The 22,781-nt window shown below is 54.0% G+C and carries 19 protein-coding genes; 12 read left to right on the top strand and 7 right to left on the bottom strand.

What is annotated here, in order from left to right:
• Positions 1 to 112: 112 nt before the first annotated feature.
• On the bottom strand, positions 113 to 1,846 hold the full coding sequence (locus tag AC5S16_RS18620) for a multicopper oxidase family protein (protein WP_493931610.1): 1,734 nt from the start codon (positions 1,844 to 1,846) through the stop codon (positions 113 to 115).
• 257 nt (positions 1,847 to 2,103) lie between these two features.
• Between AC5S16_RS18620 and AC5S16_RS18625 the strand changes: the two genes are divergently transcribed.
• Together AC5S16_RS18625 and AC5S16_RS18630 are read left to right on the top strand one after the other, a co-directional pair.
• Positions 2,104 to 2,364, top strand: coding sequence for a hypothetical protein (locus AC5S16_RS18625; protein ID WP_493931611.1), 261 nt, complete (start codon positions 2,104 to 2,106; stop codon positions 2,362 to 2,364).
• Between the two features lie 22 nt (positions 2,365 to 2,386).
• Positions 2,387 to 2,869: a cupin domain-containing protein gene (locus tag AC5S16_RS18630; protein ID WP_493931612.1), complete on the top strand. Its 483-nt coding sequence runs from the start codon at positions 2,387 to 2,389 to the stop codon at positions 2,867 to 2,869.
• A 13-nt stretch (positions 2,870 to 2,882) separates the two neighbouring features.
• On the opposite strand, the gene AC5S16_RS18635 is transcribed toward AC5S16_RS18630, so the two are convergent.
• Complete coding sequence (locus AC5S16_RS18635) at positions 2,883 to 3,695, bottom strand: tetratricopeptide repeat protein (RefSeq protein ID WP_493931613.1); 813 nt, start codon at positions 3,693 to 3,695, stop codon at positions 2,883 to 2,885.
• A 166-nt stretch (positions 3,696 to 3,861) separates the two neighbouring features.
• Here AC5S16_RS18635 and AC5S16_RS18640 point away from each other — a divergent pair, with 166 nt between their 5' ends.
• Both AC5S16_RS18640 and AC5S16_RS18645 read left to right on the top strand, forming a co-directional pair.
• Positions 3,862 to 5,010, top strand: coding sequence for a tetratricopeptide repeat protein (locus AC5S16_RS18640; RefSeq protein WP_493931614.1), 1,149 nt, complete (start codon positions 3,862 to 3,864; stop codon positions 5,008 to 5,010).
• Between the two features lie 80 nt (positions 5,011 to 5,090).
• Positions 5,091 to 6,026, top strand: a complete 936-nt coding sequence (locus AC5S16_RS18645) for a tetratricopeptide repeat protein (protein WP_493931784.1) — start codon at positions 5,091 to 5,093, stop codon at positions 6,024 to 6,026.
• Positions 6,027 to 6,119: 93 nt separating this feature from the next.
• On the opposite strand, the gene AC5S16_RS18650 is transcribed toward AC5S16_RS18645, so the two are convergent.
• Positions 6,120 to 9,761, bottom strand: coding sequence for a TonB-dependent receptor (locus AC5S16_RS18650; protein ID WP_493931615.1), 3,642 nt, complete (start codon positions 9,759 to 9,761; stop codon positions 6,120 to 6,122).
• A 389-nt stretch (positions 9,762 to 10,150) separates the two neighbouring features.
• Here AC5S16_RS18650 and AC5S16_RS18655 point away from each other — a divergent pair, with 389 nt between their 5' ends.
• From AC5S16_RS18655 to AC5S16_RS18690, 8 genes are all read left to right on the top strand, one after another.
• Positions 10,151 to 11,122 (top strand): substrate-binding domain-containing protein, encoded by a 972-nt coding sequence (locus tag AC5S16_RS18655; RefSeq protein WP_493931616.1) that lies wholly within the window; start codon positions 10,151 to 10,153, stop codon positions 11,120 to 11,122.
• An 8-nt stretch (positions 11,123 to 11,130) separates the two neighbouring features.
• Positions 11,131 to 13,233: a histidine kinase gene (locus tag AC5S16_RS18660; RefSeq protein ID WP_493931617.1), complete on the top strand. Its 2,103-nt coding sequence runs from the start codon at positions 11,131 to 11,133 to the stop codon at positions 13,231 to 13,233.
• Entirely contained in the window at positions 13,223 to 14,032 is an 810-nt protein-coding gene (locus tag AC5S16_RS18665) for a response regulator (protein ID WP_493931618.1), read from the top strand. The genes AC5S16_RS18660 and AC5S16_RS18665 overlap by 11 nt, the downstream gene beginning before the upstream one ends.
• 73 nt (positions 14,033 to 14,105) lie before the next feature.
• On the top strand, positions 14,106 to 16,148 hold the full coding sequence (locus AC5S16_RS18670; protein ID WP_493931619.1) for an alpha-L-arabinofuranosidase family protein: 2,043 nt from the start codon (positions 14,106 to 14,108) through the stop codon (positions 16,146 to 16,148).
• 97 nt (positions 16,149 to 16,245) lie between these two features.
• Positions 16,246 to 17,373 carry a cellulase family glycosylhydrolase gene (locus tag AC5S16_RS18675; protein ID WP_493931620.1) on the top strand — a complete coding sequence of 376 codons (1,128 nt, stop codon included), beginning with the start codon at positions 16,246 to 16,248 and terminating at the stop codon, positions 17,371 to 17,373.
• Between the two features lie 148 nt (positions 17,374 to 17,521).
• Entirely contained in the window at positions 17,522 to 17,944 is a 423-nt protein-coding gene (locus tag AC5S16_RS18680) for a MarR family winged helix-turn-helix transcriptional regulator (protein WP_493931621.1), read from the top strand.
• A 103-nt stretch (positions 17,945 to 18,047) separates the two neighbouring features.
• Positions 18,048 to 19,004, top strand: coding sequence for a ring-cleaving dioxygenase (locus tag AC5S16_RS18685; RefSeq protein WP_493931622.1), 957 nt, complete (start codon positions 18,048 to 18,050; stop codon positions 19,002 to 19,004).
• A gap of 1 nt (position 19,005) precedes the next feature.
• Positions 19,006 to 19,674: an alpha/beta hydrolase gene (locus tag AC5S16_RS18690; protein WP_493931623.1), complete on the top strand. Its 669-nt coding sequence runs from the start codon at positions 19,006 to 19,008 to the stop codon at positions 19,672 to 19,674.
• Positions 19,675 to 19,985: 311 nt separating this feature from the next.
• Here the strand turns inward: AC5S16_RS18690 and AC5S16_RS18695 are convergent, their stop codons facing one another.
• From AC5S16_RS18695 to AC5S16_RS18710, 4 genes are read right to left on the bottom strand one after another with little or no spacing between them, the layout of a single operon-like run.
• Entirely contained in the window at positions 19,986 to 20,735 is a 750-nt protein-coding gene (locus tag AC5S16_RS18695) for an anti-sigma factor family protein (RefSeq protein WP_493931624.1), read from the bottom strand.
• A complete protein-coding gene (locus tag AC5S16_RS18700; protein WP_493931625.1) occupies positions 20,732 to 21,259 on the bottom strand; it encodes a sigma-70 family RNA polymerase sigma factor in 528 nt (175 codons plus the stop codon). The genes AC5S16_RS18695 and AC5S16_RS18700 overlap by 4 nt, the downstream gene beginning before the upstream one ends.
• Positions 21,260 to 21,288: 29 nt before the next feature.
• Positions 21,289 to 21,726 carry a c-type cytochrome gene (locus tag AC5S16_RS18705; RefSeq protein WP_493931626.1) on the bottom strand — a complete coding sequence of 146 codons (438 nt, stop codon included), beginning with the start codon at positions 21,724 to 21,726 and terminating at the stop codon, positions 21,289 to 21,291.
• 38 nt (positions 21,727 to 21,764) lie between these two features.
• Positions 21,765 to 22,748 (bottom strand): metallophosphoesterase family protein, encoded by a 984-nt coding sequence (locus AC5S16_RS18710; RefSeq protein WP_493931627.1) that lies wholly within the window; start codon positions 22,746 to 22,748, stop codon positions 21,765 to 21,767.
• Between the last annotated feature and the right edge of the window lie 33 nt (positions 22,749 to 22,781).

Consider the following 22,781-nt stretch of genomic DNA (forward strand, 5'->3'; position numbering starts at 1 on the left):
ACCTGATGAGCATACGGCGGCAAAACTTGAGGGAAGGTGTCCGTACAGTGAATGCAGTATTAAATATTTGTTACACCGATTTACTACTCTTCTATCAGCGTCGAGATGGAATTTATTGCCGGTAGTTCTTACTTGTTCCGGAACTTATTACATTCTGAGCGGACGAATTTCCCGTCTTGTCTGCCGTTGCTGCTGCCTGCGGCACAACCTGAATGGTCCCCATCATGCCCTTGTCTTCGTGCTCAAGCAGATGGCAGTGATACGGAAATGTGCCCACAATGTTGGGATCACGAAAGTCCATTCGCACGCGAATGCTCGGATAGGTCAGCAGGCGCCCATCGCGGTATGGCACGTTGACCGTATCGCGGACGAAATCCTCATGGACCGGCCTGCCCAGATAATCCACCAGCAGAAAATGCAACTGATGAATATGGAAGGCATGGAGTTCCTGCGATCTGTTTTCGATGATCCAGTCCTCCACCGTTCCCTGCTGCACAACAATATTAGGAACAGTCGAGTTCATGTCGAACATCTTCGGCTCCTGCCCCTCGACAGTCAGGTAAAATTCGACAGCGCTTGTCGGATCGTTAGGATCGGCCAGCTTCTCTGAAAAATAGAGGTGCCGCACGCGCACCGGAGCCACGTTTCCCAGCCATGGCTTCCCCGGTGGAGGCAGCGGCTCCGGCGAACTCTCCAGCTTCATGCGGGGCTCCGGAGCATCCGTACTGGTAACGATCTTCGCCAGCGCCCGGTTCGGATCATTCTCTCCGCCCGGCCCTGTATCCACAGTTCGAGTCACAAGTAGACCCGTCTCGCCATTCGCCGGGGCCTGCACAATAAACTCAACGCGCGCCCCTGGCGGAATTCCGAGGTGCGGCTGCGGATTCGCCGCTTCCCTGGACGCCTGTGAATATTCATTCATCGGCACGCCGTCCATAGCGACAAGTCCCAGCTGCTGTGGAACACGGTTGTAGAGGACCGCAAGATTTAAATACGTAATCGCCGATGCGTTCAGCACTCTCCACAGCTGCCGCTCTCCCGGCTTCATCCGGATCGTCGCAGGAGGATAATCCGGGTATGGCACCGGAACATAATTAATGGACAGGTCTTTCGCCGGCTTGCCAAAACCAGTGCCTGTATTTGCCGCATCTCCGTCGCGGTCCACCATGAATTTCGGTACAACAGGCTCTGATTTGGACGGCGGCGCATTTGGATTCATCAGGTCTTCGTCGCGAATGATGAAGACGCGCTCCGGCAATCCCGCCAGTTCCTTGTTCGCGCGCTCAATCCCTTCAACAATCAGCGCGGCAGACGCGCCGCCCAGCACCTGCTGCTTGCTGAATCCATGAATGTGCGGATGGTACCAGTAAAGGCCCGGTGGCTCGTCTTTAGGAACACGAAAGCGATACTCAAACGAGGCATCTCCCGGCTGAATCGATGTCTTCAGAACATCGTCCTGATGGCACGTCGGCGGGATCGTCATTCCATGAAAATGCAGATTGGTGGAGACCAGGCTCATCATTCCGCTCGTGCAGCTGTTCCCTGCCTTGGACATGTGTGCATGCGCCGCCTCCGCACTGCCGTCGAAGTCTGTCATCGCATTCTTCAGATGAATGACCACGAGATCGCCGGGATGCACGCGCAGGTTGGGCGATTCCTCTCCTTTGTCATCGGTAAAGCAGTAGCGCGTGCGGCCATCGCTCTCTTTCACATTTTCAGCAACCAGGTTGACTTCGAGCGTTCCGTCTTTGCTATGCAGATCAGGTGGTTCGCTGACGACACTGCCGATCTGTGGCCGCGCACATACTTCGCCTTTCAGAAGATGAGGCCACAAGACAACAGACACGATAGTGAGGACTATGAGGACACTGTTCGTAAATCGGAGAGCTCGCTGAAAACTACGACCGGCGGGTAACTTCATCACAATTCCGTGAATTATGGTTTCAACTGTTTCCGCCGCTCGCATTAAAGCGCGATGAAATACGCAGACATCCTTTTTGAAGCACAGCGTTCCTGTTTCTCAGGGAATAAGTCTGCTGCGCACGTGTTTCTTAAAGTAGAGAACCCAGGATGTTCGTGTGTTCTCAATGGAGGTAATCGCTTATGTTCCCTGCAGTCATTATGGAAGAGCCACCAACCGTGCGTTGTTCAGAGATATTTGCAGACTGGTTTTCACGCTACCTCGGACTGCTTCACTTCACCGCATCCAGAGTGCTCGGCGATTCTGAAGAAGTTGAATTGGCAGTCTGGAACTGCTGGCTCGCAGCATCCCGCAACCCACAGCGTTTTGAACACGAGGGCGAGCACCGCAGCTGGTTGATCAGGCTTCTTATCGACAGCGCTCTCGAAATCCGCCACCGCTGAAACGCACGCTTAAGGAGTTCTTGTGTCTGCGAAACCAGAAATCTTCAATGTCATGGGAGTGCTTCTCGAATTTCTCGCCTCCCCCGATGCCATCCACGACGAGATGTGCCTGATCCGCGGCACGATGCCGCCTGGAGTCGTGGTCCCTCTGCATAGCCACGAGGAGCCAGAACTTCTTTACCTTCTTGAAGGCTCACTCGATTTCTTCCGCCTGAATGAAGGATCTGGTGAATGGACGACGGCACATGCGGGAGATACCGTCGTCATACCCGGTGGCATCAAACATGCTCTTCGCAACTCTTCGTTTCAACCAAACATCTCGACATTAATTACTAAACCGAAGCTATATGAATTTTTCCAGGAACTTGCACGGCCATTCGATCAGAATCAGCAGCCGGCTCCTCCTACACAGGAAGAAGTAGAAGCATTTATGGCAGCGACCGCAAAATATGGGTACTGGCTCGCTTCGCCGGAAGAGAACTCCGCCATCGGTATTGTCCTGTAATCAACCGAGAAATTTATTGTGGTTGATAAGGCTTCACGGATAAGCGCTTTGTTTGTTCCTTGCGCGCGTTCTCGGCATCAGCCAGCTTTACAGCGATGTCCAGTTCTTTTTCAGATTCTTCTTTTCGCCCCAATTTGGCCAGAGTCAGACCGTGATAATACCGTGCGGTCTGTAACTCGGGAGCTTTTTGAATCGCTTTCTTGAAGTCCTGCTCCGCTTCCTCATACTGCTTTGTGTTGTAGGCCAGAATCCCGAGGCCAGTCCATGCTCCGGCATGACCGGGGTCATGCTCTGTTGTCTGTATGTAAAACTGCTTTGCTCCTGCCGTATCTCCGGCATTACGGGCCATCTCTCCCAGACGGTAGTAGGACTCTGACTGGCGCGGAGACAAAGCGATTGATTCCTGAAACTCGGCGCGCGCATCGTCTGTCCGCTCGATCATCTGCAGGAGCAGACCGTACCCATAATGAGCCGAGGCATCATCGGGACGCTGGGCAAGATAGACCTTCCACGCTTCCTCCGAGGCCTGTATCTGATTCAGCTCCATTTTGGCGCGAGCGAGAGCATAAAGCGTCTTCGCATCTCCGGGACGAAGCTGCCGAGCCTTCGTCAGGGCGGCATCGGCATCGTGATAGAGATTCATTGCCTCTTCCTGAATGCCAATATCCGCCAGAAGCTCGGGATTGTCCGGTATCCAGTAATTTGCCCGCAGAAGGAATGCCAGCGCTAATTCATTCCTGCCTGCGCGTCGCGCGGAAAGCGCCTCGCTAACGGCCGTTTCTATCTCGCCCTGGGTTGCTGCGCGATCGCCAGGATGCTGTTTCAACACCTGCTCATATGCATCCATCCTGATACTCTGTGGGCTTGCGGAGTCATCATTTTGCTCTGCAAAAACAAATCCGCTGACAGACACAGCCATAAGAGATAATGCGCACATTTTCCAGCGTATTGTTCTGTGCCCGATCACCGCGCTTCTAGCATATTATGGGTGCGTGAAGCTTCGCCGCTCGTATATCTGTGCTCTTTCCTGCCTCTGTATTCCACCTGGGACCAGCCTCTTGTTTGCGCTTACTCCAGCTTCTCCTGCTCAGGAATCGCAGGCAGTTCAATACCTGCGCGCAGGCACTCAGGCAATGCACGAAGGCAAAGCTGCAGATGCAGAAATGGCGTTCCGCAAAGCCGTGGCCGTTGCGCCTCAGCTCACAGATGCCCATCTTGATTTAGGCCTTGCGTTACTGCGCGAAGGCAAATCGGAGGAAGCAGCACTGGCGCTCCATAAAGCCATTGAACTTGATCCTGCCGCACCGGGAGCATATCTCTTTCTTGGAATCGCAGAGTACCAGAGCAACCATCTCGATGACGCGCGCACGGCGCTAAAACAGGAAATTGCGCAGAACCCTAAAAGCACCGAAGCTCTCACGTGGCAGGGCATCGTTGAGCTGGCTGCGCACAATCCTGATGCTGCCACAGCGCCTCTGGATGAAGCAGCCAGATTAGCTCCGGATGACATGGATGTTCTTGACTATCGAGCCCGCGCTCATAGCCTGGTCGCGAATGACATTTATGCACGCATGCGTGAACTTGATCCCGATTCATGGCACGTGCATCGCGCCCTGGGGCAAGCGCTTGCCGATATGGGCAATCCCCAGGGAGCAATCAAGGAGTACCAGGCCGCAATTGCGAAGCAGCCTGGAAATGCTGACCTGTATGAAGCGCTTGGTGCTGAGCTGCAGAAGATGAGTCAGTTTGATCAGGCAGTGCAGGCATACAAATCCGAATTGAAGCTGAGCCCGGATAATCCGGTCGCGCTCTACAATCTTGGCAGGATTGATGTGGAGCACGAGCATCCTGCTGAAGGCGTCGCGCTTCTGCAAAAAGCAGTGCCACTGCTGCAGCAGCCCGCTCCGGGGTTCTTCTATCTTGGCTTAGGAATGGAGAAACTGGGCCGCGATCAGGAAGCCGTAGCCTGGCTCGAAAAAAGTCTCCGCGCCGAACCATCCGACTTCATCAAGCAGGGCGCTTACTACCGGCTGGTGCAGCTCTATCAGCGCCTGCACAGACCCGACGATGCCGCGCATGCTCTTGCTGAATTGAAAAAGCTAAAATCGGCGGAAACCACCACGGCACAGGATCCTAAGTGAACCATCGCCTTTTGACAATTGTTGGACTTCTACTCATAAGCATCAGCGCTCCGGCTGCAGAAGCTCAAAATACTCTTTACGTGCAGGGCAGGGCTGCTTTTGACACACAACAGTGGGAAAAGGCAGCAACACTGATGACACAGACAGAAGCAGAAGCACCCGGCTCGACCGACGCTCTCTTCTTCGCAGGAAAAGCGTTTCTGCACCTGAATCGTTTGTCTGAAGCCGACAAATCTCTGACAGCTTTCGTTGCGAAGCATCCCGACACTGCCGACGCGCTCTATACGCTTGGTCTTGTGCAGCAAAGGGAAAACCGACCGCGCGAATCGCTGATGACCTTTACACGCGCAGCGAAACTGCGAACACCAACGTCAGAAGAACTCCGTATTGTCGGACTCGACTATGTGTTGCTCAATGACTATCCTGACGCAATTCGCTGGCTGGAAAAAGCCGTGCAATTTGACTCTAAAAATGCGGAGGCCTGGTATTCCCTGGGCCGCTGCTATTACACGCAGAACCGTTTTCAGGATGCCGAGCAGGCATTCCAGAAAGCTCTTGTGCTGAATCCGAAATACGTAAAGGCCAGTGAGAATCTTGGCCTGGCCTATAGCGCTGAAAATCGACCAGCAGACGCTGACCAGAGTTTCCAACAGTCCATCGTTCTGGCGCGCGGCACAGCGGACACAGATGAATGGCCTTATCTGAACTATGGAAGTTTTCTGCTTGACCAACAGCGCGCCCAGGACGCGATTCCACTGCTGGAGCGGGCAGCAACCATCAATCCTGAATGTGCTGCATGCCATGAAAAGTTGGGCCGCGCCTTGAGCGCCACGGGTAAATTGCAAGAAGGTATTGCCCAGTTGGAAAAGGCAGTTACGCTGAACCCGAAGGATGCCCGCCTGCACTATGAACTTGGTCTTGCCTGTCACAAGGCCGGCATGGAAGACCGTGCAAAGGAAGAGATGGCGCTGAGCAAAACGCTATACGGCACCAAAGCCGCAGAAGAGCCGCAATAAAGCGGAATAAAAAGAGCCCATCGGTGAGAACACCGATGGGCTTGGGAGGCACATCATAATGTTGGATTGGCTTCCTAAGCCTATCCTCATTTGTCAGAAGTTGATTCTCCCGGTGATCTGAACGTTGCGCGGAAGCTGCACAGTACCAGTGGGAACGCCAAACAAGTTATCATTCGGCGCTAAATCTGGAATAGAGAAAGTATGACGGTTAAAGGCATTCAACAGTTCAAATTTGAGTTGGAACACCACATTTTCACGAATGGGTGTGTTCTTGAGAATGCTGAAGTCTTCGTTGTAATACGCAGGTGTGCGCACTTCCCCAGTAACACGAGGCATATTGCCCAAACCAAATGCACCATAAGCTCCGCGATTTCTTTGATCATTCTGGTCATAGAAAGCAGGGCGTGGATCAACAACAACGACAGTTCCATCAGAGTCGGTTCTGGCAGCGTTCGTAGTTGAAAGATGAAATAGTGTGTTTACTTCTGGATCAGCAGACGTTGCGCCTATGGGATTGATATGTCCATTATGGTAGGCCGGACTTTTTAAGTCTGACCCAGGCACACGATCAAAACGAATAGAGTTCTGGAAGCCGGGGATTCCCGTAGCGCAACAGAAGGAAAGCGGTTGACCAGACATATATCTCTGAACACTTCCCAACTGCCATCCGCCCGCGACATAGCTCGCGAATCCATGATTCAGCCATGTTTTGCCTTTGCCGAATGGCAGCTCATAGAGCCAGCTCACAACAACTGTATGTGGAATATCCTGTGCGCTGATTGATTTCTCTGCATGCAGGTTGTTTACATTTTGCACCTGGGCCACACCCACGCCATTGTTCGGCAGCAGGCTATCGGAATTTGTGATTGATTTCGCCCATGTATAGGAGGCCAACAGATTCACACCGTTACGGAAGCGACGCTCCAGCGAGACCAGCATGGCTTCATAACTGGACATACCGACATTCTGCAGGCAGCAGCCTGTGTCAATATAGTCATACTGCGGGAAGGGACGAAGAGCGCGCTGCACCTGCGCCCCATTCCATAACTCATTGAAGCCGGCGAATGGCTCTGCCACTCCCACCGTGTTCCCCACGACCTGATCATTCAGGTGGTTGCCGAGCGCGAAATACTTCTGATCGATATTGTTGATGTTCTGAATATTTGAGTGCAGATTCTGCGCCTTGTTTCCTATATAGCCCACACTCAGGATCAGGTCCTTGGCGACTTCCTGCTGCAACTGCAGTGTCCATTCGCTTATCATTGCTGGGCGGCCATATTGCTTTTCTATGTAGGAGCCGCTCACAGGCTGCCCATTGAAGATGCCCGGATCAAGGTTCGGCGGCTGCGCAAACTGCGGATATCCTGAATCAAGAGCAAACGACGGATCGAATCCATTATTGGGAAAGCTGGGATTTGCTCTGTAACCGGTATTCATGCTCCCGCCAAAATCGGAATACTGCAACGGACCATAGATAATGCCTGCGCCGCCACGAAGGACAGTCTTCCCGTTGAACTGCGGCGGAGTGTATGCGAATCCAACCCGTGGAGCAATGTCCTTGTACCAGGTATCAGCCCATGCTGAATTACAACCATTGCAGTTGGTCGCAAAAACAAGAGCCCCAGGAACATTGAACTCAGGATCGTTAGCTGTCGGACTGAAATTGGAAGTGAAGTCCTTGGCCTCATGGCGCGGCATATCAACATCCCAGCGCACGCCCAGGTTTAGCGTCAGGTCTTTGGTCACCTTGAAATCATCCTGTGCAAAGATGCCGTAGTACCACGAAGTCCAGCGGGACGCATGCGGAATAATGCTCTGGCTGCCACCGCAGGCAAGACCGAGCATCTGGCTGGCAAGACCATATCCGTCGGTACTGTCGGATGTCGATGCTGTCTGGTTTGCGCAAAAATTCACTACTGGACTGTTGCCATTAATAGGAGAATACTGCTGCCAGCGAAGATCGACTCCAAAGGCAAGGCTGTGTCGACCCTTTTGCCACGCGATGCTTTCATTCAGACGTAGACCGTTGTCAATGTTGTCATCATTCTGTCCTGGATTGCCTAAATTGACAGTCTCCCCACTCGCACCTATGACTGGATGAAACGGATCAGTGTTTGTGACCTGTGGGAAGTTCTGGGATATCGCATTGCCAAGCCCCAGTTGCTCTGACCAGTTCACACCGGCAAAGAGTGCCTGAGCATAGTTGATACTATTGCTGCGATTCGAACCGAAATTGAAGTGATTGAGCAGATATGGGGTAAAGGAGTAATCCCAGCCGAAGCGGCCAAAGTGCGTTATAAAATCCTGCTTCCACGTCACGGGGTCGACAGGATCCGGAAGATCGGGAGATCCACCAGTCGTCAGGTTGTTCTCACGCGTACTGTACGAACCCCAAAGCTTACTCTTGTCTGAAAGGTTGTAGTCGATGCGGACGGTATACGTCGTGTTGTTGAAAGGAACGTTCCCTGGAAATGCAAAGTTATTGAACGTCTGGCTGTTGGTGGGCAGCGGATAATACTTCAGCAGATTGAGGGCCACCGGGCTGAAGCGGCTTGAGTCAATCTTGTTCCCAGGGAACTGATCGCGGCACGTAACAGGGCCGTTTGATGTGGATACAGTCCGCTCTGTCTGTGGGTCGAAGATTTCTCCTTGATACACCGGGGCGTTGCCCTGGCAAGGGTTTGTTCCTACTGGAGCAAGATCAGTGCGGTAAACCAGGGGATCAGAAAAATCGCCATTTCGCATAGCGACGGTCGGAACAGTAGAAGTAGTAGTCGACCCCAGCGTGTATTTAAGCTGTTCCCAGGAGAAGAAGAAGAAGAGCTTGTCCCTGCCGTTAAAGAGTTTCGGAATCCAGACCGGTCCACCGAGTGAGCCGCCGTAGTCGTTCTTCTTGTCCTGCCCTCTGGCATACTGCTTTCTGCAGGCTGGCGTATCGTTATCACCGGTGCAATAGAAAGCTCTGTTTCCGTTGTTAAACCAGGTATTCGCATCCAGGTCTTCGTTGCGGAAGATGTCGAAGGCAGTGCCGTGAAAACTATTTGTGCCGCTCTTGGTTACAAAATTTTCAATACCGCCTGTGGTGCGTCCATATTCGGCAGGAGGCAATGCCGTCGTGATCTTGAATTCCTGCAGCGCTTCCACTGATGGCGCTTCTTCATCGAAGGACGATCCATTTTCGCTGCGCTGCTGGCTCGCGCCATCGATCAGCACTTCGTTGCCATAGTTCTGACCGCCGGCGATCTTGGATAAGAAGATTCCGTTATTGCTGTTTGCCGTGCCCGGACCTGTTGTACCTGGAAGCAGAAATTGAAATGCTTCTGGAGAGCGCAAAGCTCCGACACCGCCCAGCGCCAGCGGCAACTCGACGATCTGTTTATCGGAGACAACGCCGCCTACGTCCGACGATTCTGTCTGGATTGTCGGTGCATTGGCACTCACAGTCACAACTTCGGTCGTGCCGCCAGCCTGCAAAGTCACATCGAGTGCCGTGATCTGCTGGATTTGCACCAGAACGCCAGTCAAGACCGAGTTCTTGAATCCAGTTGCAGACACAGTGATGTCGTAGCTTCCCAAGGGGAGTTCGGGAAAGCGATAGGATCCCCCGGAAGTCGAAACTACCGTCGATACATCGCCTGTCTTCTCATTTTTCGCCTGGATCGTCGCCCCTGGAACGACGGCCCCCGATGAATCCGTGACTGTGCCGGCAAGTCCCCCGCGTACGGTCTGAGCCAAGGCGGTACCACATGCGATTGCGCATGCGCACAGGCAAATCTGCGCCGCGAGCCTCCACATGCTCTTCTGCATCTCTTTTCTCCTGAAACACACCAAGTGCAAAACAATTTTGCGTAAGCGCTTCCATAAGAGAGCTGGATCTCCCCCTATCAAATGCACTCGCGCTTCTTATTTAGCCAGAATCCCCACTCCATTTATCCATGGAAGCGATTACATTAAACCTATTCTTGATATAGAACTGAGGCAAGAGTTGTCAATGACTTTTTATTGTTACAACTTTAATTACTTGATTCGTTCAGTCCTATAGAAGCCCTCGTGGGAGGTGCTGATTATCCCCTGTCCATGTGGGAATCGGTTAGACTTCCGGACACAAGCTCATGCAATTGACCATGAAAAACCGGTCACACTTTCGCGCAGTTTTATTACTGGCAGCTGGAATCATAGCCATCTTCGGATGCAGACAATCCAGTCTCCGTATTGCGGTAGTCCCGCGAACGACAGCGCTCACCATCTGGGAAGCCGTGCATGCCGGAGCGGAGTTTGCAGCGGCATCCTCAGGAGCACAGGTGTACTGGAATGCTCCAACCAGTGAAGATGATATTCAGCAGCAGGCAGCCTTGGTGGACCGTATCATCGATGATCACTACCAGGGGTTGATCGTCGCTCCGGATCAGCCTCTCGCCCTGATGGCTCCCGTACAGCGGGCAGTCAGCAAAGGATTGCACACGGTAGTGATCGCTTCCCCGCTGCCCATCCCTTCGCAGCAGAACCTTGCCTATATCGTGAATGACGATGAAGCCAGCGGACGCATGGCTGCCATGCGCATCGGCCAGATTCTTGAAGGCAAAGGCCGCGTGGCAGTGCTCGGAGTCAATCCCGAATCCCTGAGCGACCTGACCATTCTCCATGCTTTCGAGACAACTTTAGAAAAACACTTCCCTGGGATTCTGATTGAAGACAGACGCACGGGAACGCACAACCGAGTGGAGGCACAGCAGATTGCCGACGAGGTGCTGACCACGCATCATGACCTGAATGCGGTTTTTGCCCTGTCAGCCATTGCAAGCTACGGAGCAATTGCTGCATTGCAATCCAGAGGGCTGACGAGCCACGTCAAATTAGTGGGATTTGAACAAAGCGTGGAGCTTGGAAATCAGGTACGCTCACAAACGATAGACGCTCTGGTTGCAGAAGACACCTACCAGATGGGCTACCGCGCCCTTGCCCTGCTTGCCGCAAATCGCAACAGGGCTCTGCCCGCACAGGAAATACGACTACAACCGACTCTTCTTACCCGCGAGAATATTGACTCTCCCCAGGCGCAGCGTCTGATCAATCGTGATTGGGGGCGCAAGCCTTGACTCGCATTATGATCCTGGTCTGCCTGGGCGTGCTTGTTCTAGCCGCCATCGCCTTCTATCTGCGCAGCCCCTGGCGTGGCCTTCCCTATCAGGACTCATTCACCGCAGGCAAAGCTGACGAGTGGACTCCTTACTCCGGGAATTGGAGCATCGTGAACGACACAATCCAGAATGATTCCAATGATCGTGGAGCAAAATTTATCAGCGGCTCACCCTACTGGAAAAACTATTCCGTAGAAGCGGATATACAGCTCCTGGGATACGGAGGTGATGCAGGAATCATGATTCGCTCGAGCGATATCGAGCACGGTGTGGATTCCTACAATGGCTACTACGCAGGCCTGCGTTCCTCGGATCAAGCCCTCGTGCTTGGCCGCGCAGAACACGGATGGATTGAGTTCCCACCCGTGAAAATGCCGGGCGGTGTGGAACCGGGCAAGTGGTATCACCTGAAAGCGGGAGCTTATGAATGCAACATTAGTGCTTCCGCGTCCGAGATCGGCACAAGCAACTCGGCAACAACAGCTGCCCGAGATCCACACTGCTTCCTGTCAGGAAAGATAGGGTTGCGCTCCATGGCGGCGGGCGGCATCTGGCGCAACATCCGCGTAGAACGGTTGTCGGGCGAGGATGCATCGCTGCTCGCCGCCGCGAAACCTCCGTCTCAAACCGCCGTCTATCCGACGAACCAGGGAAATCCCCTGCTAACGTCTGCTCCCTTGTTGGAAAGCCTGCCTGCAGTGGGACCTGTGCACGCCATTCAAACTCTCCGGCTGTTTTCCACTACGCGCCCATCCCAGGTAACGGTTCGTGGTTCCGTCATTTCTACCGATCCGTTGTATGTTGAGGATTCGAGCGGGGGAACACGTGTGGAGCTGAAGTCCAGGCTGCCTTTGCGCGTGGGCGATGAAGTGGAGATTGAAGGCGATGTCTACCCTCATGGCCTGACTACAACCATTCGCAATGCAACAGCACGTCCGCTGGGAGGTTCCGCTCCGCGTCCGCCTCTATCGGTTACTGCCGATCAGGCTGCTACCGGAGCGTATCATGCCATGTTTATTGAAGTGGAAGGTACTCTCCGGGGGGAAACGACAGCACCTGACGGGTTGATGGCCCTGGAACTGCGAGACGGCCAGCAGACATTCCGCGCACTCGCCAGTTCATCAACCACCGCCGTATCTTTCAAAAAGCTTGAGAAGAACAGCCTGCTACGCCTGCGTGGAATCTGCCTTGTGGACGCGGCTTATACGCAGAACACCGTTCCATTTGCAGTGCTGATAAGCTCGGCAGAAGATATCAAGGTGCTGGTAGGCCCTCCCTGGTGGAGCACGGAGCACCTGATCGGCCTTGCCGTCACGATGCTCGTTTTAGGATTCACCGTGCACTTCCTCTATAGCCGCGCAGAAGAATGGCGGCTGCGTGCGGTCATCGACGAACGTGAGCGGCTTGCCCATGAAATTCATGACACGCTCGCACAAAGTTTTGCCGGAATTGGCTTCCAGCTGCGCGCCATTCGCAATCGTATTGTGAAGAGCAAGACTCCCCTCGACCATGCTTCACTGCTTGAGGAGTTGAATCGCGCCAGCGACCTGGTTCGCCACAGCCATGATGAAGCAAGACGCAGCATTACGACATTGCGCCCGGACGCTACCGAAGCCGGCGGCCTGGTCGCTGCACTCGAACAGATTGCGCGCCAGATGATCGGGCGCGCGCCGGTAGAGATTGAGACCTCCGTCGAAGGAGAAGTCCGCCCTATTCCTTTGCGCATTCTGGATTCCCTGTTCCGCATCGGCCAGGAGTCTATTGCAAATGCCATGCAACATGGCCATCCCAGCCTACTGGCGATCCGCGCTATCTATTCGCCCTCTGCCATTACGATGGTGATCGAAGACAATGGAATCGGCTTTGTTCCCAAACCTGATGACAGCGGTTTTGGGCTCACAGGCATACGGCGCCGGGTGGAAAGCATCCAGGGAACTCTGGAAATCCAAACTGCTCCAGCAAGCGGCACGCGAATTACTGTAAAGGCTCCCGTTCTTTTAAAGCGATTCAAATTCTGGCCACTCGCTTATGATGATGAGGAGCGGGAATTTCATAACCATGTCTCGTGAAACAAAAGATCAGATCCGTATTCTGATCGCAGATGACCACCCGGTGGTACGTGCCGGACTGGCAAGTATGCTGGCGACATACCCTGATCTGGAAGTCGTCGGCAGCGTTTCGGACGGCAATCAGGCAATTACTACACTTGTGCGGCATCCGGCAGATATCCTGCTGCTTGATCTTCGCATGCCGGCGCTGAACGGCATTGAAACTCTCAATGCGCTCAAGCAGCTCAAATCGCCGCCGCGGGTTATCGTGCTCACGAGCTACGAAAGCGATGAGGATATTTATCAGGCCATCCGAGCCGGGGCGCAGGGCTATCTTTTAAAGGCATCGTCAGAAGACGAGATGATCGATGCCATCCATGCAGTTCATGCGGGCGAAAAGTATTTTCCGCAGCACATTGCCACGCGCTTTGCCGATAGCGTCCCCCGCGCACATCTCGATGCGCAGCAGGCCGAAATTCTCGATCACATTGCCGAGGGAATGACAGATACTCAGGTCGCAGAAAAGCTCGGCCTTAGTGTCTCCGAGCTATGGAGCCAGCTCAACACCATTATTGAGGCTCTGGATGCGCTGGAAGGGGCCAGTACCCGCAAAACATCACGGAAGCGTGCAACGATTTCGGACATCGCGCGCAAAGCCGGTGTATCCATGGCAACCGTATCTCGCGTGCTTCACAACACTGGCAACCATACGGAAGAAACTCGCCGGGCCGTGATGAAAGTGGTGCGCGAATACGATTTTCAATTAAACGATAATGCAGCTTCCCTCGCGATGATGCGCAACACATCATCGCAAAGCTGATTCGCCAACCTTGCGCTTTTCAATTTATATTGGTTTCGCTTCACCCCTAATCCCTGGAAGGATATCCAGACAGATGATGCGGATCATTTGTGCAGTGTTTATCGCCCTGGTTAATGTAAGCGCTTCCAGCTATGCCGGCGCTCAAATCACTGTCAACCAGCCGATTCCTTCAACCGTGACAATTCAGGTCGATGCGTCGAAGCCTGCGGGTAACGAAATTCCACGCACTATTTTCGGAAGCTTCTTGGAGCCGATCGGCAATTCCACCTACAACGGCCTCTGGGCTGAAATTTTGCAGAATCCAAGCCTCGAATCAGGATTGTGGAGCGCGGGCAATGTCGAACGGATGCTGCACGAGGAACCAGCTCTCGCCCAGGCCTCGCAATTAGGGCTGCCCCTGCCCTGGGAGCCGCTCAACCCGAACCAGGGAAACCGCTATGAGCCTCTCTATGGCAATGCAGCGAATTCCTGGCAATCGCTTGTCATCATGGGCATCCCGGACGAACCGACTGGTATCCGGCAGAAGGTATATCTGCCAGTCCACCGCACGCTCGACTACAAAGGCAGCCTCTATGCGCGTCATCTCAGCGGGCTCTCCGGCCTCACGGTCTCACTTCGCCTCCGCCATGGCAGCGAGGTACTGGCATCGGCTCACATCGACACTGCTTCCGGTTCCTGGACAAAATACTCTTTCGCATTGCATCTGCCGGATGGAAAGCTGCACCGTCTCGATCCGGCTGATTTTGTCGTCGAAGTCAATGGAGACGAACGCGTTGAAGTAGACCAACTCTCTCTCATGCCCGCCGATGCTCACGATGGACTTGATCCGGACGAAGTTGCTATGGCAAAAGCCATGGAGACGCCTCTCGTCCGCTTCGGAGGAAATTTCACCTCCGGATACCACTGGAAAGACGGAATTGGTCCGCAGGACAAGCGCGTCAGTATGTTGAATCTCTCCTGGGGCATTCCCGAGTACAACACCTTCGGCACAGATGAATTCCTTCGCTTCTGCAGCTTGATCGGTGCAGAGCCGCAGTTCGCTCTCAATCTAGGCACTGGCACTCCGGATGAGTCCGCAGAATGGGCTCGCTACATCTACGAGCACTGGCACAAGCACAATGGACTGACATGGGAGTTGGGCAATGAGCTTTGGGGCAACTGGAATGCCGGCTACCCCACCCTCGATCAGCTGGCCGCGCGTACGCTTGCCTTCAGCCGGGCCATTCGCGGCGTTGATCCGGATGCAGAGCTGATTGCAACAGGTGCCGATCCGGATGGATTCACAAAATGGAACGCGGCGCAGTTGAGCAATCCCGCAAATACGTTCGACTATCTCTCGACTCACTTTGTCGTAACGAACTCCGACACACAGATGCCGCGCGCAAGTGCTGACTTTGTTGCTCAGGCAGCTTTTGCTTTGCCCATCGGCCTTGAAGAGAAGCTGAAATCCATGCAGGCACAGATCGATCAGACTCCGGCATTTGCGAACAAAGCCCACATTGCCTTTACAGAATGGCTCTTCATCGGGCACCGTCCCGGAGCGCCGACCTTCACCAGCATGGGCGGCGCCATCGACACCGCCGGTTTCTTCAACATTCTGATGAGAAACAGCTCGATCGTGCCTATCTCCGATATGACCGGCATCATGGAATTTGCCGGAATCTGGAAGAAGCGCAGCCAAGTGTATGCCGCACCCGGCTACTACGTCTTCCGGATGTACTCTTCAGCTCACGCCTCACGCCCTGTCACTGTCGACGCGAAGTCCGGCAGCTATTCTGTCCAGCATGGCGTAGGCAGGCTGCCCGACATCGCCAATGTTCCCTACCTCGACGTTGTCGCAGCGCTCAATAAAAAAGGCGACACGCTTACTTTATTCTGCGTGAACCGAAGCCTGGAGACAGATATCTCCACGAGCATTCGAATTGCCGGCTTCGCCGCAGCCGATGATGTAGCCGTCCAGATGCTGCATGCAAGCAGCCTCGATGACGCGAATGACGAAGACGATCCGGAGCGGGTAATCCCCGTAAAAAGAGAAGAGCATCTTGCGAAACATGCTTTGGAACATGTCTTCCCTCACGAGAGCGTAACCACCATTACCTTTCACCACAACCGTTAGAAATAACATGGCGCCAGGCAAAATCAATTTTTTATAGACGATGTAAGCGCTTCCACCTATCATCGAAGTGTCTTCCCTGGAGGCTTGCTTGTCCTTGTTGCGTCGACTTCTTTTGCTTCTCGCAGGTGTTCTTTGCCTGTCGCCGCTCTATGCACAGAAATGGTCTGAGGAAAAAGCCAATATCTGGTATGCACAGCAGCCATGGTTCGTCGGCAGCAACTTTATTCCGGCCGATGCTATTAACCAGCTCGAGATGTGGCAGGCAAATACATTCGATGCGCAGGAGATCGACAAGGAACTAGGCTGGGCGGAAAAGATCGGTATGAGCACCATGCGTGTCTTTCTGCACGATCTGCTCTGGCAGCAGGACGCCGCAGGTTTCCGCCAGCGAGTCGACACATTTCTTACAATTGCCGACAAGCATCACATCAGGCCTGTTCTTGTGCTTTTCGATTCCTGCTGGGACCCGAATCCAGCGCTTGGCCCCCAGCATCCTCCCATTCCCGGCGTGCATAATTCCGGCTGGGTGCAAAGCCCCGGGGAAAAAGCGCTTCAAGATAAATCACAATATCCGCGCCTGAAGTCCTATGTTCAGGGAATCATCAGCGCATTTGCCAACGACAACAGAATTCTGGCCTGGGACTTATGGAATGAGCCGAGCAACGACAACCATAGCTCCTATGGAAGGGACGATCCCAGGAACAAGGCACAGCTGGTGCAGGCCCTGCTGCCGCAGGTTTTTAAATGGGCGCGTGACGAACACCCCATTCAGCCCTTGACGAGCGGCGTATGGACCGGAGACTGGTCTTCTCGCGACAAGATGGACGCCATCACCCGTATTCAGATCGATGAGTCCGATGTCATCTCATTTCACAACTACGGCTGGCCCGAGGAATTCGAGCAGCACATACAGTGGCTGCGCCAGTTCCACCGCCCGCTCATCTGTACCGAGTACATGGCGCGCGGCGCCGGCAGCACGTTCGATACGATTCTCCCCATTGCAAAGAAATACCGTGTTGCAGCCATCAACTGGGGATTTGTTGCCGGCAAGACGCAGACCTATCTCCCCTGGGACTCCTGGCAGCATCCTTATGTGGTCAGCCAGCCTACAGTCTGGTTCCACGACATCTTTCATGAAGACGGAACTCCCTACCGCCAGCGCGAGGTTGACCTGATCCACGAACTCACCAGTTTGCCCCTTTCATCTTCGGCAGCGCAGCCATGATCCAGGAAGAAAACCCGCAGTGGGTGAGTGTTCGCCTGGATGCTATTCTCCGGGAATCTTATTTCGATATCGAATCATCTCATAAAGTAATATGCCTGTAGTGCGAGGAAAAATAAAAGATAGCACCACAGGACCCAAGCTCTGGGTTGTGCTGGCGCGCGCTTACGATGCGCTGGCCTCTTACGTAGAACAGATCGTCGCCAAAGAAGGGCTGGGCCTCAGCGATTTTATGGTGCTGGAGGCCTTACTGCATAAAGGCAGCATGACGATTTCCGAAATTGGAGAAAAAGTTCTTCTTGCTGCCCCATCCATGACATCTGCGATCGACCGGCTGGAAAAACTGGAATGCGTGGTTCGAAAGAACTCAAAAGAAGACCGGCGAATTCGCCTTGTAGAGCTTACGCCCAAGGGCCGCAGGTTTATTTCGGAGCTGTATAAACGTCATGCGCAATCTCTCGAGCTGGTCGCTGACGTTCTGGACCAGACGGAGAAGGACCAGTTGCGGGAATCGCTGAAGAAGATCGGACTGGCAGCCACCGCTCATCTTGAAAATCATAAAAAGCTGAATTAGAAGCGTTTAGCAATCAAGACATAAGAGCTGCTGCAAAGTCAGGCGTCGAATTTGAATCTTTTACTTCGATATCGAATCATTTGTCAGTGAAGGAGATTACGCTATGCCCCAACCTATCGCAGGGCTTCACCACGTGACAGCAATTGCATCCGATCCACAGCGCAATCTGGATTTCTACACCCAGGTTCTCGGCCTGCGGTTTGTGAAGAGGACGGTCAACTTCGACGATCCCGGCACATACCACTTTTACTTTGGCGATGATGCCGGATCGCCCGGAACTATCATGACTTTCTTTCCGTGGCCCTACGCCACCCGCGGCCGCGCCGGTGCAGGCGAAACTACGCGGACAGCATTCAGCGTGCCACTGCCTTCCCTCCCCTACTGGCGTGAACGTTTGAAGACAAAAGGCGTTCTTTTTGAAGAAACCGGTAAGCGCTTTGATGAAGAGGTGCTTACACTTCAGGACCCGGACGGCATGGCCATTGAGATTGTCGGTCACCAGGACACAGCGGCGGCTCTCGCTCCCCGCACCTCGGATGTTCCGGCTGAACATGCAATTCGCGGCTTCTTTGGCGTGACGCTGCTCGAAAGAAATGCCGAAGCGACATTTGCGACCCTTCAAGTTATGGGTTTCCGTGAAATCGCGAGTGAAGGTCAGCGGCATCGGTTCTCCGCAGACGGCAATGCACTCGGCAACCATATTGATGTGGTCGTCGACCCCGAGGCACTTCGTGGACGTATGGGCGCAGGCTCGGTGCACCACATCGCATTCCGCGCCAAGGATGATGCATCTCAACTGGAATGGCAGAAAGTGCTGTCCGAGCACCTGTCCGTAACACCGGTGCAGGATCGCACCTACTTCCATTCGATCTACTTCCGCGAACCGGGCGGAGTGCTCTTTGAGCTGGCGACAGATCCTCCGGGCTTTGGACTGGACGAGCCTGCAGAGTCACTGGGACAGACCCTGCGCCTTCCCGGCTGGCTTGAAGGTCATCGCCAGCAGATAGAACAGCAACTACCTAAAATTGTCGATAAGACAGCACAATCTGTGGAGGCATAACATGGCCGCAAATGATCCTCATGCCAACCAGCCGGTTCTTGGCGCTGGCGCTGCTCTGGAGAAGGCCACATCTGCCGTGGTCCTGCTCCATGGCAGGGGTGCTTCAGCCGAGGGCATTCTTTCTCTTGCCGGCGAATTTCAGAAGGCCGGCAACCTGCAGCAGGTTGCGTTCGTTGCCCCGCAGGCCGCGCAAGGCACCTGGTATCCCAACTCGTTTCTCGCTCCCCGGACAAGCAATGAACCGTGGCTGAGCTCGGCACTTACCAAGATTGAATCCGTAGTCAAAGGTCTGGTAGACGCGGGCATCCCACGAAGCCGCATTTTGATCAGCGGCTTCTCCCAAGGCGCCTGCCTCTCGACAGAGTTTGTCGCGAGCCATTCGGCACGGTATGCAGGACTCCTGGCCTTCACCGGAGGGCTCATCGGCCCGTTGGGCTCGGAGCTGACACGCGAGGGCAACCTGGAAGGGATGCCTGCGCTTTTCTTGAGCGGCGACCCTGACCCGCATGTTCCCTGGTCGCGCGTCGAGGAGTCCGCAGCCATTTTTAAGCAGATGGGCGCAGTTGTGCAGGCAGAGAAATTTCCGGGAAGGCCGCACACTATCTCAGCTCAGGAATTACGGCTTGCACAGTCTTTCGTGGAAGAGGTTCTGGCCAGCCCAGTCTCATAATCCGCAGGGGGGTCTTCTCCCCCTCCCCTGGGGGTGTTAAGTCTTTGAAAAACCATGGCTTCTGTTTTAGGCGCGGCAAAGTATTGAAAACAGGATGGTTCCATGCAAAGTCCTGATTCCGTGCCAATTAAAAAGCCTGCCCGGATCCCCGGGCAGGCTTTTGTTCTTATTTTCAGGATATCAGAAAGAACAGAAATACCAGCTCATTGCCTGTTGCAACAGATATGGTTTGAAACCAGCAGCTTACAGCAGAATGTTACTTTCGGGATTATTGACAAGGCGTATTGAATACCCAAAGCCAAAAGCCACTACTACTCATTCGCCGCTCTGATCATTTGATCAAGCTTGCGAATCTCGTTCGGGTCCGCATCGCCAATGACAACAAAGCGCAAATTCTGATTGCTCCATACCGCTACGTTGAAGGAACTGCGCTTTTCCACATCTCCTCCAGCGGTCAACTCTCCAGGTAAAACTGAAGACTCCCGAAAGACGAGGGCGGAGATTCTGTGCTGCCTCAGGGTGAAGATCAACTGCGCTCCGGGCTGCTGATTCAGATAAACGACGCGTCCTCCAAGCAGGGTGAATTCCGTACCCGCGAGTTCCGGAATGTTAAAAGAGAACGGAATCCGCCCCTGGAACCACGGTTTTACCGTATGCCGGTCCGTCGATACGACGTCTACTGGATTATTGCTGGCCAGCGCGCTTGCGTGCAGATCGGCAATCTCGCTAAAAGAATCTGCATGCTGTGGCTGCCTGAGCCAGACCAGAGAAGCAACAAGGATCACTGCCAGCGCGGCAAATGCCCACGCATAACGCATGTTCCATGCGCGGCGCGGCTTTTGTGAAACCTGCTGTTGTATCTTCCTTCTGAACTCGTCCGTCGGTATGAAACGACGATCTGCTGCCTTGAGGCCTCGCCGCAGGCTCACAAGAGCGGACACCTCCGCGGCACACTGCGGGCAATTGCCGACGTGTTGCTGGATGAAGCTTGCATGCTCCGGCGAAAGTTCCCCGTCGAGATATTGCGCCAGGGTACCGGCTTCACATTCACACTGCTTCATGGTTGCATCCTCATCAATGGCATTGCTTTCAGCCTGTCGCGCAGCGAAGTCCTGGCCCGTGACAGTCGTGACATGACTGTGCCCACAGGCAGCGACAATACATTCGCAATCTCCCGGTATGAGAGTTCTTCTACCTCGCAGAGCAGAATAATTTCACGATAGTGCACAGGAAGCGCCATCAACGCGTCTAGAATCATCTGCTGATTCTCGCTCTGCAACAGGACTGACTCGGGAGTGATCTCATGCGCCGAGATGTCCTCCAGGTCCGTTTCTTCTTCAAGCGGCAAGGTATTGCGCACCATCAGTCCACTGCGTGAAGTCAGAAATGTGTTGCGCAGAATACGGAACATCCACGCTCTCAGGTTTGTTCCCTCCTGAAAAGACTTGAAGCCTTTCAATGCCTTCGCGTAGGTTTCCTGCACCAGGTCTTCTGCGTCGATGCGATCGCCAGTCAACCAGTGAGCCATGTTATAAAGTGAATCGAACAACGGCAACGCCAACTGTTCAAAATGCTCAGGGTCCATTCATTGCGCCCTCTTGCAGATCGCAAATCTTATTTCATGGAAACAGCTTTCAGGAAACGGATAATATCTGCGCGCTCGTCGGGTCTGGGGATATGAAAGGTCATATCATTGTCCGCAATCAGCGAGTCCGGATCGGCAAGCCACTTGTCCAGAGAAGCATCATCCCAGGTCAGTTGCGATGATTGTAACGCTGCGGAATACTTGAAGCCCGCAACCTTGCCTGCCTTCCTTCCATATACGCCGCGCAGGTGCGGGCCCTCTTTATCCAGATCAAGCGCATGGCAGCCAGTACAACGTTTTTCAAAAAGCAGCTTGCCTCGACTGACTCCGGCATCTGCGCGGCTCATAACAGGCAGTATCATCAGCGCAAGCAACATCAGAACTCCTGCGCCGAAACCTATGATGAATGTGCGGCGTCCATGAAAGCGCTTCACGATCCACACCAGGGACGGTTCCAGTCTCATCATTCGTTTGCTCCAGATTATTTACAGTGCCCTGCCCGGAATCATTCCGCGCTCGGCGATGTTAATGCCGGCGCCACAGCAGACAGCGCAGAGTCCACCACTGCCAGCTGGTGCCGCTGCGCCAAGAAATGCACTTCTGTGATGCCGAGCACGCTGCGCAGCTTTTCATCCGGCACTTTCATTGGGCCGGGCGCCTGTGCAGTGCCAGGAACGGGCTGAGGGAATGCGGTCGACATCGCAGTGTGGAATGTCGCGTTGCCTTCTACTTTCTGCATGATCTGATGAATGTGCCCATTGAGCACCGTGACCGAGCCAAATCGCTTGAGAAGAGAAAGCGCCTGCTCGCTGTCCTCGGTGCCCCATCCCCAGTCCGGATATACCGCCCAGAGCGGGATGTGCGCAAAGAGCACGATCGGCGTGCTGTTCTTTCGCTGACTCAGGTCCCTCTTTAGCCAGTCCAGCTGTGTCTGGCCGAGCTTCCCCATGCCTTCCAGCTGGACTACATTCACCAGCCCGACGAAATGCACTCCCTTATGGTCGAAGCTGTACCATCCGTTCCCTGATGAATCTTTGCCATAGCGCTCCAGATAAAGCTTCCCGTCATCGACAGAAGTGTCGTGTTCGCCGGGAACGTAGAAAATCTGCCGCCTGGTTCCGGTAAGCACCTGATCCATCGTGTCAAATTCTCCCGGCTTCGAAGCGTGCGTTAAATCGCCGGTGTGGATTACAAAATCCGGTGATCCCGGGATTGCGAGTATCCTGTCAACCGCAGCTTGCAGCGTTCCGATAACATCGGTGTTCGCCGGCTTGTTAAAGCCTATGTGACTGTCGCTGATCTGCACGAAGCTGAAGTCTTCCTGCTTTTGTTGAGGCGCCACAGCTCCAAAAGCACGTGATACTGGAATGCCCCCGGACAGAGTCCATATCACTCCGGTTCCAGCCCATGCCATGCACTTAAGAAAACCGCGGCGGTCGATGCCGTCCGGCGATGCGGGATCGAGAATCTTTGGATTGCTCTCTTCCATGCCTGATGTTGCTCCTTGATGAAAATGCGCTCG

The sequence above is a fragment of the Acidobacterium sp. FHG110202_01 genome (genome assembly GCF_059115305.1).

Excerpts from the sequence above, each read along its gene's own strand:
- AC5S16_RS18625 (WP_493931611.1), top strand. The coding sequence starts at position 2,104 with ATGTTCCCTGCAGTCATTATGGAAGAGCCACCAACCGTGCGTTGTTCA.
- AC5S16_RS18655 (WP_493931616.1), top strand. The coding sequence starts at position 10,151 with ATGAAAAACCGGTCACACTTTCGCGCAGTTTTATTACTGGCAGCTGGA.
- AC5S16_RS18660 (WP_493931617.1), top strand. The coding sequence starts at position 11,131 with ATGATCCTGGTCTGCCTGGGCGTGCTTGTTCTAGCCGCCATCGCCTTC.
- AC5S16_RS18665 (WP_493931618.1), top strand. The coding sequence starts at position 13,223 with ATGTCTCGTGAAACAAAAGATCAGATCCGTATTCTGATCGCAGATGAC.
- AC5S16_RS18670 (WP_493931619.1), top strand. The coding sequence starts at position 14,106 with ATGATGCGGATCATTTGTGCAGTGTTTATCGCCCTGGTTAATGTAAGC.
- AC5S16_RS18685 (WP_493931622.1), top strand. The coding sequence starts at position 18,048 with ATGCCCCAACCTATCGCAGGGCTTCACCACGTGACAGCAATTGCATCC.
- AC5S16_RS18690 (WP_493931623.1), top strand. The coding sequence starts at position 19,006 with ATGGCCGCAAATGATCCTCATGCCAACCAGCCGGTTCTTGGCGCTGGC.
- AC5S16_RS18695 (WP_493931624.1), bottom strand. The coding sequence starts at position 20,735 with ATGAAGCAGTGTGAATGTGAAGCCGGTACCCTGGCGCAATATCTCGAC.
- AC5S16_RS18700 (WP_493931625.1), bottom strand. The coding sequence starts at position 21,259 with ATGGACCCTGAGCATTTTGAACAGTTGGCGTTGCCGTTGTTCGATTCA.
- AC5S16_RS18705 (WP_493931626.1), bottom strand. The coding sequence starts at position 21,726 with ATGATGAGACTGGAACCGTCCCTGGTGTGGATCGTGAAGCGCTTTCAT.
- AC5S16_RS18710 (WP_493931627.1), bottom strand. The coding sequence starts at position 22,748 with ATGGAAGAGAGCAATCCAAAGATTCTCGATCCCGCATCGCCGGACGGC.